The following is an 8,401-nucleotide window of genomic DNA, read 5'->3' on the forward strand; positions in this document are numbered from 1 at the left end:
GGCGAATTCCTGCGCATGGCGATGGGCGGTACGCTGGTGCGCGGCGCCAAGCCGATCATGTGGAGCCCGGTGGAGCGCACCGCGCTGGCCGAAGCGGAAGTAGAGTATCACGACCGCAAAGTTCCGGTGATCTGGGTGAAGTTTGGAGTCCCGTCCCGCGAGGACGGTGCAAAGCTGGTCATCTGGACCACAACTCCCTGGACCATCCCAGCCAACCAAGCTGTGTCCTTCAGCACGGACATCTCCTACGGTCTCTTCGAGGTCGAAACCGTGATGAGCGAGGAAGAACTGGGCTTTCCTCCGTACGCGGCTGCAGGTGACAAGCTGATCCTTGCGGACAAGTTGGCACAGGACGTACTCGATGCTGCCAAGGTTTCCGCCTTCAAACGTGTCGAAGATGTGGACCCGGCTGCACTCGGTTCGCTGGTTCACCCGCTGGCCAAGCTAGACCCCTTCTTCCAGCACGACGTGCCGCTGCTCGCAGGTGACCATGTCACCGACGATGCCGGTACAGGATTTGTCCACACGGCCCCGGCGCATGGTGAGGATGACTTCAATGCCTGGGTCTCGTCGGGTCGCAGGGCCTCTGATATCCGCGACATCGTCAGCCCTGATGGCGCTTATCAGCACCGTGACCTTCCCCAAGCGCTGCAAGGGCTCGACATCATCCGCACGTCCGGCAAGAAGCGGGGCGAGCAGGGCAAGGCGAACCCGGAAGTCATCAAGCTGCTGGCCGAGAGCGGGAACCTTCTGGCGCGCGGCATCACGACGATCCGCGATGCCCATTCCTGGCGCTCCAAGGCGCCGGTGATCCGCCGCGCGACGCCGCAATGGTTCATCTCGATGGACAAGCCCGGCCCAAACGGCAAGAGCCTGCGCGAGAATGCGCTGAAGGCGATTGAGGACACGGAATTCTTCCCGGCGGTTGGCCGCAACCGCCTGCAAAGCATGGTCGAAGGGCGCCCGGACTGGCTGATCAGCCGCCAGCGCAATTGGGGCGTGCCGATCACGATCTTCGTCAACAAGGATGGCCAGCCGCATACGGCGGCGCTGGAAGCGGATCAGGCAGAACAACTCAATGACGCCATCAAGGCGGCCATCGCCAAGGGCGGGGTCGAGGCCTGGTTCGATACGCCTGCGGAAGACTTCCTGTCGCCGCTGGGTCTGTCTGCAAACGCGTGGGACAAGGTCACGGACGTGCTCGACGTGTGGTTCGATAGCGGCACGACGCACGCCTTCGCCCTGCGCGAGCGTGGCATCATCGACGCAGAAACCGGACAGGCCGACCTCTACATGGAAGGCTCTGACCAACATCGCGGCTGGTTCCAGTCATCGCTTCTGGAATGCTGTGCGACGCGCGGCATGGCACCCTACAAGCGGGTGCTGACCCACGGTTTCATCGTCGATGCAGATGGCAAGAAGATGTCGAAATCAATCGGCAACACGATCGAACCCGAGCAAATTCAGAAGCAATACGGAATCGAAATTCTGCGCATCTGGACAGCCTCCGGCGACTATACGGAAGACCTGCGTATCTCCGACGAGATCATCAAGGGCTCGGTGGAATCCTATCGCAAGCTGCGCAACACGGTGCGCTACATGCTCGGTGCGCTCGACGGCTGGACCGAGGCGGAAGCCCTGCCGCGCGAAGACATGCCAAGCCTGGAACGCTGGGTGTTGCACCGTCTTGCTGAACTCGATGGCCAGATCCGCGCCGCGTATGACGTCTATGACTTCAAGCGCATCATGTCGCTGCTGATCAATTTCTGCGGCGTCGACCTGTCAGCGGTCTATTTCGACATCCGCAAGGACAGCTTGTATTGCGACCCACGGTTTGAGACCCAATCAGCATGGGACAATGCGACCGCCACCTATGGCAACCGCCGCCGCGCCGCGCGCACCGTCATGGCCGCCGTGCTCGAACGCCTGCTCACATGGCTAGCGCCTATCATGCCGTTCACGATGGAGGAGGCGTTTCTCGAGAGCCACATCAAGGATCGTGCGGAATCCGTGCACTTGCTGCAGTTCGCTGATACGCCAGACAGCTGGAAAGACGAGGCGCTGGCCGCGCGCTGGGCCAAGATCTTCACGGTTCGCCGTGTCGTCACCGGAGCATTGGAAGTCGAGCGCCGCGAGAAGCGGATCGGGGCATCGCTGGAAGCGGCACCCAAGGTGCACATTGCAGATCAGAACCTGATCGATGCGTTCAAGGGCGAAAGTCCCGCCGATATCTTCATTACATCCGGCGCCGAGCTGATCCACACATCCAATGGTAATGGCGGCGGGTTCACGCTGGACGACACAGATGGCGTGGTCGTCTATCCGGTGAAGGCGGATGGTATCAAGTGCCGACGTAGCTGGAAGTATTTCGACCCGGCGACCGCTGATCCGGTTTTCCCAGATATCACGCCGCGCGATGCATTGACCGTGAAGGCGTGGGACAAAGCCGCCGGATGAGTGCTCAGAATCGCTTGATCAGCCTGCTTGAAGCTGCAATCTGCGCGGGATGAAACTGAAAATCTCCAAACTCTGGGCTCTGGCGCTCATTCCCGTATTCGTGCTGGTAGACCAGTGGTCCAAATGGCTTGTGCTGGAAGAACCCCGGTTCAACGCGCTCACTTGCCTGGAGACCCGTCAGGGCTGCGGACATATCCCGCTGCCCGGTCCGATTGACCTGACCATGGTTTGGAACCGGGGTATGAGCTATGGCCTGTTCCAGTCCGATGGCATCGGGCGCTGGCTGTTGGCGCTCGTCATGTTGGTGATCGCGCTGGGCTTCCTGTACTGGCTTGTGCGCTATGCCGATCATTGGCTGTTGAAGTTGTCGCTGGCCATGGTTGTTGGCGGCGCGTTCGGCAATCTGATCGACCGGGTTCGGTTCGGAGCCGTTGTGGACTTCGTCAATGCCAATGAGTTGATGTTCCCATGGGTCTTCAACGTAGCCGATGCTGCAATTAGTGTGGGCGCGGTATTGCTGTTTGCCGACCAGTTCTTACTGTCGGGCCGGAAACAGGCTAAGAAACAGTCCTGAGTATTTTAATCGTGATGGCGAGGACGCCCTGATATGAAAAAACAGATTATCCTTCTGGCTACTGGTGTCGCAATGGCGGCTTCCACGGCCTGTACGTCATCCGGTGGCGGTTCGCGTACGCCGGACGAGTTCCGCGTTGTGACCATGGCTCCTCTGACCGTTCCGCCGAACTACAAGCTGCGACCGCCGGAAGCCGGCGGCGCCTTGCCACCGGAACTGGATGGCTCGCGCACTGAAGTCACCGCCGCCTTCGGCTCGACCATTGGCCGCAATGCCAGCGCGTCCGAGAAAGCCCTCGTGGCTGCTGCTGGCGCCAATGCGGTTGATCCGGTCATCCGCACGCAGGTCGACTATGAAGAGACCAAGACGATCCGCAAATCGACCAGCATTGCCGACCGCATCCTGTTCTGGCGGGCTGATGATGAGGAAACCGCTGAAGGCGTTGCTACCGATAATGCCACCGGTGGTGAACCGGTCGTGATCGAGCAATCCAGCGATGCGCCGCGCATCAAGTTGCCGGGAACCTGATACAATCTACGTAAAATGAGTCAGTCGAACACCTGAGAGGAACAACGCCCATGAAACGGATATTTGCCGGGGGGCTGTTCGCGCTCTCGGCTTTCGCATCCAGTGCCGTCGCAGACGAAAGCGCATGGACTCCGACCGTGTTCAATCTCGACAATGGCATGGAAGTCGTTGTTGTTCCTGACCATCGCGCGCCCGTCGTGACTCATATGGTGTGGTACAAAGTCGGCGCGGTCGACGAAGCCGAGGGAAAATCCGGCATCGCGCATCTGTTTGAACATGTCATGTTCAAGGAGACTGACGATCTCGCCCCAGGTGAGTTCGACAGCATCGTCTCGCGCAATGGCGGCGTCAGCAATGCCTTCACGAGTTGGGACTACACCGCCTATTTCGAGCGCGTCGCCAAGGACCAACTCGGTACGATGATGGCGCTCGAGGCCGAGCGCATGACCGATCTCGTCATCAATGACGATCCAGACGGTCCGTTCATTTCCGAACGCGATGTCGTGAAGGAAGAGCGTCGCCAGCGCATCGACAACAATCCCGGCGTGATCCTGCAGGAAATGGTCCTGTCCGAACTCTGGAAGGGCCATCCTTACGAGATCACGATCATCGGCAATATGGATGAAGTGGCGGCTCTGACGCCAGCGGACGGATTGGCCTTCTACAAGGAATACTACAGCCCTGAGAATGCGATTCTGGTCGTCGCTGGTGATGTGACGCCCGAAGAAGTGCGCGTCCTGGCCGAAGAGCATTATGGTACGATTGCGCCAACCGGTACGGCGCATGGCGAGCGTAAATGGGCCCCCGTTGCACCTCTGACCGAAACCAAGGAACTCGTCTATTCAGATCCGAAGGTTCGCCAGCCTAGCTGGAGCCGGTATTATTCCGGCACTTCCGAGACCCGCGACCGTGAACTTTCCTATGCGCTTGATGTCGGTCTCGAAGTCCTCGGCGGCGGCATGACCAGCCGCCTCTACCAGTCGCTGGTCGAAGACCAGCAGATTGCCATCAATGCCAACACGTATGCCTGGACGACGCTTCACGATGAAGGCCCCGCCATCATTACGGCAAGCCCGGCGCCCGGCGTCACACTGGACGTGTTGGAAACGGCCATCATGGCCGAGGTGGAGAAGGTGCTGGAAGAGGGCTTCACTGATGCCGAAGTCGAGCGGGCACGTAACAGTCTTGCCGCGCAGGCGATTTACGCCCGGGACAGCCAATCCAACATGGCCAACACATTCGGCTCCACGCTAGCCCTTGGTGGCTCGATTGAGGACGTGCTGGATTATCCGGACGCGATGCGTGCCATAACCACGGAACAGGCAATTGCCGCTGTGCGCGAAATCTTTGGCGCTGACCGCCACTATATTGAGGCACACTTGCTGCCTGCCGAGGGAGATTCCTGAGATGAAACCTTTTGACCTCATCATTGGTGCGGCCCTTGGTGTCGGGCTTGCGGCGTGCGCTTCTGTCGAGACGCAGGATGACTTGGCCAGTGTTGCCGATACGGCACCCGCAGAACTTGTTGAAGACAGCGGTCTGGATATCGTCGTCCACGAAGGGGATTTCGCCGAGATCGAACAATTTACCACGCCCGGCGGCGTGTCTGTCTGGCTGGTTTCCGAGCCATCCATCCCGATCCTGTCGGTGGCGATGGCGTGGGAAGGCGGCGAAGCGGCCGATCCGGAGGGCCTGGAAGGTCTGGCCGATGCGGTTGTCTATCACATGAATGAAGGCGCGGGCGATCTCGACTCGCTTGCCTTTCAGACCCGGATGGAAGATCTGAACATGAGCTTCGGTTGTAGCGCCTCGAGCGACTGGACCTCCTGCTCTGCGTCCATGCTCACCGACAATGCGGATGAGGCAATGAGCCTTGTGGCGCAAGCTTTCGAGGCGCCCCGTTTCGATGCGGGTCCGTTCGCCCGGTTCCAGCGGGAAAGGGAAGTTTCGTTGAACACGCGCGAGACGAATGCGCGCTATCTAGCGGGTCGGGCTGAGGCTCAGGCTATCTATCCTGACCACCCTTATGCGCGCGAAACGTCCGCCGAGAGTATCGCTGCCCTTACGCCAGAACTCGCCAAGGCGCACATGCGTAAACTGATGGTGAAAGACAGCCTGATTGTGACCGCCGTCGGTGCGATTACGCCGGAAGAGCTCGCCCCCATGCTTGATGCGATCGCGGAGAGCCTGCCAGAGAGCAATGATCTTCCGGAAACGCCTGAAATTACCTTCACGGTAGACGGTGCATTTGAGCCTGTGCTTATCGATCTGCCACAGCCGCAAAGCCTTGTGCGCTTTCTGGCACCAGGCCTCAAACGCGAAGATCCGGATTTCTTTACGGCCTATGTCGTAAACTACACATATGGTGGTGGTGGATTTGGCAGCAGACTGATGGAATCGCTGCGCGTTCAAAAAGGGCTGACCTATGGCGTCTACTCTTGGCTATCGTTTGACGACACCTATCAGAATTGGGGTGGCAGCGGCCAAACCAAGAATGAGAGTGTAGGTGAATTCGTAGAGGCACTATTGGCCGAAACCGCCTTGATCGCGGAAGAAGGCATTACGGCGGAAGAGCTTGCTGACGCGAAGGCCTACCTCACAGGCTCCTATCCATTGGCTTTCGACTCGAACGCCAAGATCGCGGGCCAGATGATGAGTGTCCGCCAGGACGAGCTGGGAGTGGATTATTTTGACCGGCGCAATGCCCTGATCGAAGCTGTCACGCTCGAGGATGCAAACCGCGTTGCTGCGGAATTCCTCCAGCCGGACCGTTTCAGCTTCATTGTGGTGGGCCAGCCTGAAGGGCTTGACTAGGCATCTCGCCTAATCCGCTGTCTTTCGCGGCGCTGACAGGCCGGTAGTCGATGCATCAAAGGCGCTGTCCCGGTTATAGCTATATAGCTCTGCCGGGCGGCCACCGGTGCTTGTTTCCATCGCACCTGTTCCAATGACAAAACCGGTCTTGTCCAAGGCGCGCCGGAAATTTTGTGTGTGCAGGGATAAACCCAAGATACCCTCGACGGCGCGTTGTAGTGACGACAGTGTAAACCGGTCAGGCATGAGCTCGAACACTACCGGTCGGTATTTGATCTTGCCGCGTAGGCGGGAGATGGCGGTGGCGAGGATGCGGCGGTGATCCGATGCCATAGGCTCGCCGAGGCGTACATCGGGTTCAGGCAAGCCAGCGTCACGGGCGCATTCGATGACCAGACCAGCTTCATAGAGCAATTCATAGCGGTCGAGCACGCGTTCTTCGATCCAACGGATTCCATCCAGCGCGAAAGCGGCGCGTGCGCGCTCCAGTCTACGTTCGTTTCCCGCCGCCCAGGTCATCAGGCGCGGCGCAATATGAGCATCGATGATGGCGGGTCTGCCACTGCGATGGTCTTCCCATGGAAAAAATCTGTACCAAGATTGCCAGCGCGCCTCAAAAGAGTCACCTGCCGGGCGCGCTTCGGGGGTTAGCGCAAGATAGCCGACAGAAATGACACGCGCATTTGGCGCTGTGCCAGCCAGCGTTGCTTCGGGTGTCTCCCGGTCTTTGTCCCCAAATGTGTAGAGTTGTTCAACATAACCGAGTTCGAAACCCGTCTGTTCCCGAACCCACCCTCTCAGCGAGAGGTCAAAAGTGCGGTGCCTGTCTGGGTCGAAGACGCCGAATGGGAGCGCATCCTCGCCTGTCTCGCGTTGGGTGATCAACACACGTGGCGCGTCCGCCTCCACGGCGACCATCACGGCAGACAGACCAATCAGCAACGGGGATGACTGTGTCATGTGGCAGTCTCTATTTGCTTGTTGATCTGGGCATAGCGCTTCAGGAATGTGGATTGTGCGTCCGGTACAGCTTTTGGTTTCAACCGCAATTTCGTGTCTTCGGGCGGTTTGCCGAACAGCTTGTTTGCTTCGTCCTCGGAAAACCCGGCCAACTGGATCGCCTCACTCCATGCGCAGATCAGGTCCGCTTTCTTGATCAGACGTTTCAGGCGTTGCGGTGTTACGGGAGCGAGGCCAAACCGAATATGGATGGCTTCCTGCAGACGCGCCTCAATGCTCTTGTAGCTTTCTCCCAGCAAGGCTTTGAAAGGAGAGATCATATCGCCGATGACGTATTCAGGGCTGTCATGCAGCAGGGCCGTCAGGCTTTGCTGTGGTGTCAGGTCAGGCTGCAAGGTGCGGCAGATCTTTTCCACAAGGACAGAATGTTCGGCCACTGAAAATGCATGTTCGCCGCGGGTTTGGCCATTCCAGCGGGCCACGCGCGCCAGACCGTGGGCAATGTCCTCGATTTCCACATCCATGGGCGAGGGATTTGCCAAATCGAGTCGGCGGCCGGACAACATGCGTTGCCAGACTCGTGGGGCCTTAACAGAATGCTTCACTCGAGACGTCATCACCCCCTTCTTTAAGCCATTTGTAATAGGGGTAAAGAAACGAGGGCATTCCGGTTACGAACTCGTCCCTTTTTCGCCCTGATTGGCAAATGCGCTGTTAAGGCGTTTCGGGCAAAAGGGGGATGTAAACAAGGGCTGCGTTCACGAATTCGCGGCCGACCCAAACAAGAGGTGACCATGCTGGATTCTTTGACGACTGTTGTATCTACCCAAGCCATTGCGTTCGGCGTATTGCTGATTGCGTGTAGCATCGTCGTTGTAGAAGCGGTACGTGCCAGCAAGGAAATCCTTTGGGGCGACATGTTCATGGACGATCTGGACGACTAGTTCAGGTCTTGGTCGCTCAAGCGGCTTTCTCAACAAATACCGTTCCGGCAGAATAGCCAGCACCAAACGAGCAGATCAGCCCGCGCTGGCCATGCTTGAAGTCGCCGGAATTCTTGTGGAATGC

General features: G+C 58.7%; 8 protein-coding genes. 6 read left to right on the forward strand and 2 right to left on the reverse strand.

Annotated elements, in window-relative coordinates:
* From B4F73_RS02785 to B4F73_RS02805, 5 genes are all read left to right on the forward strand, one after another.
* A partial coding sequence (locus B4F73_RS02785) for an isoleucine--tRNA ligase (protein ID WP_290482459.1) occupies window positions 1-2,457 on the forward strand: 2,457 nt, incomplete at its 5' end.
* A gap of 49 nt (window positions 2,458-2,506) precedes the next feature.
* Window positions 2,507-3,031, forward strand: coding sequence for a signal peptidase II (gene lspA, locus B4F73_RS02790; protein WP_206992545.1), 525 nt, complete (start codon window positions 2,507-2,509; stop codon window positions 3,029-3,031).
* 33 nt (window positions 3,032-3,064) lie between these two features.
* Entirely contained in the window at window positions 3,065-3,559 is a 495-nt protein-coding gene (locus B4F73_RS02795) for a DUF3035 domain-containing protein (RefSeq protein ID WP_034814107.1), read from the forward strand.
* 50 nt (window positions 3,560-3,609) lie between these two features.
* Window positions 3,610-4,965 (forward strand): M16 family metallopeptidase, encoded by a 1,356-nt coding sequence (locus B4F73_RS02800; RefSeq protein WP_206992546.1) that lies wholly within the window; start codon window positions 3,610-3,612, stop codon window positions 4,963-4,965.
* A 1-nt stretch (window position 4,966) separates the two neighbouring features.
* Window positions 4,967-6,373 (forward strand): M16 family metallopeptidase, encoded by a 1,407-nt coding sequence (locus tag B4F73_RS02805; RefSeq protein WP_290482460.1) that lies wholly within the window; start codon window positions 4,967-4,969, stop codon window positions 6,371-6,373.
* Between the two features lie 9 nt (window positions 6,374-6,382).
* Here the strand turns inward: B4F73_RS02805 and B4F73_RS02810 are convergent, their stop codons facing one another.
* A complete protein-coding gene (locus tag B4F73_RS02810; RefSeq protein WP_290482461.1) occupies window positions 6,383-7,333 on the reverse strand; it encodes an NUDIX hydrolase in 951 nt (316 codons plus the stop codon).
* Window positions 7,330-7,950 carry an HD family hydrolase gene (locus tag B4F73_RS02815; RefSeq protein ID WP_290482462.1) on the reverse strand — a complete coding sequence of 207 codons (621 nt, stop codon included), beginning with the start codon at window positions 7,948-7,950 and terminating at the stop codon, window positions 7,330-7,332. The genes B4F73_RS02810 and B4F73_RS02815 overlap by 4 nt, the downstream gene beginning before the upstream one ends.
* Before the next feature lie 177 nt (window positions 7,951-8,127).
* On the opposite strand from B4F73_RS02815, the gene B4F73_RS02820 reads away from it, so the two are divergent.
* On the forward strand, window positions 8,128-8,277 hold the full coding sequence (locus B4F73_RS02820) for a hypothetical protein (RefSeq protein ID WP_156947865.1): 150 nt from the start codon (window positions 8,128-8,130) through the stop codon (window positions 8,275-8,277).
* Window positions 8,278-8,401: the final 124 nt, after the last annotated feature.

Origin of the sequence: Hyphomonas sp. UBA3601 (assembly GCF_002375605.1) — a bacterium.
Lineage (GTDB): Bacteria > Pseudomonadota > Alphaproteobacteria > Caulobacterales > Hyphomonadaceae > Hyphomonas.

What these genes read in the sequence shown, in the direction of transcription:
- lspA (WP_206992545.1), top strand. Translation starts at nt 2,507, where the DNA reads ATGAAACTGAAAATCTCCAAACTCTGGGCTCTGGCGCTCATTCCCGTA.
- B4F73_RS02815 (WP_290482462.1), bottom strand. Translation starts at nt 7,950, where the DNA reads ATGACGTCTCGAGTGAAGCATTCTGTTAAGGCCCCACGAGTCTGGCAA.
- B4F73_RS02820 (WP_156947865.1), top strand. Translation starts at nt 8,128, where the DNA reads ATGCTGGATTCTTTGACGACTGTTGTATCTACCCAAGCCATTGCGTTC.
- B4F73_RS02800 (WP_206992546.1), top strand. Translation starts at nt 3,610, where the DNA reads ATGAAACGGATATTTGCCGGGGGGCTGTTCGCGCTCTCGGCTTTCGCA.
- B4F73_RS02795 (WP_034814107.1), top strand. Translation starts at nt 3,065, where the DNA reads ATGAAAAAACAGATTATCCTTCTGGCTACTGGTGTCGCAATGGCGGCT.
- B4F73_RS02805 (WP_290482460.1), top strand. Translation starts at nt 4,967, where the DNA reads ATGAAACCTTTTGACCTCATCATTGGTGCGGCCCTTGGTGTCGGGCTT.
- B4F73_RS02810 (WP_290482461.1), bottom strand. Translation starts at nt 7,333, where the DNA reads ATGACACAGTCATCCCCGTTGCTGATTGGTCTGTCTGCCGTGATGGTC.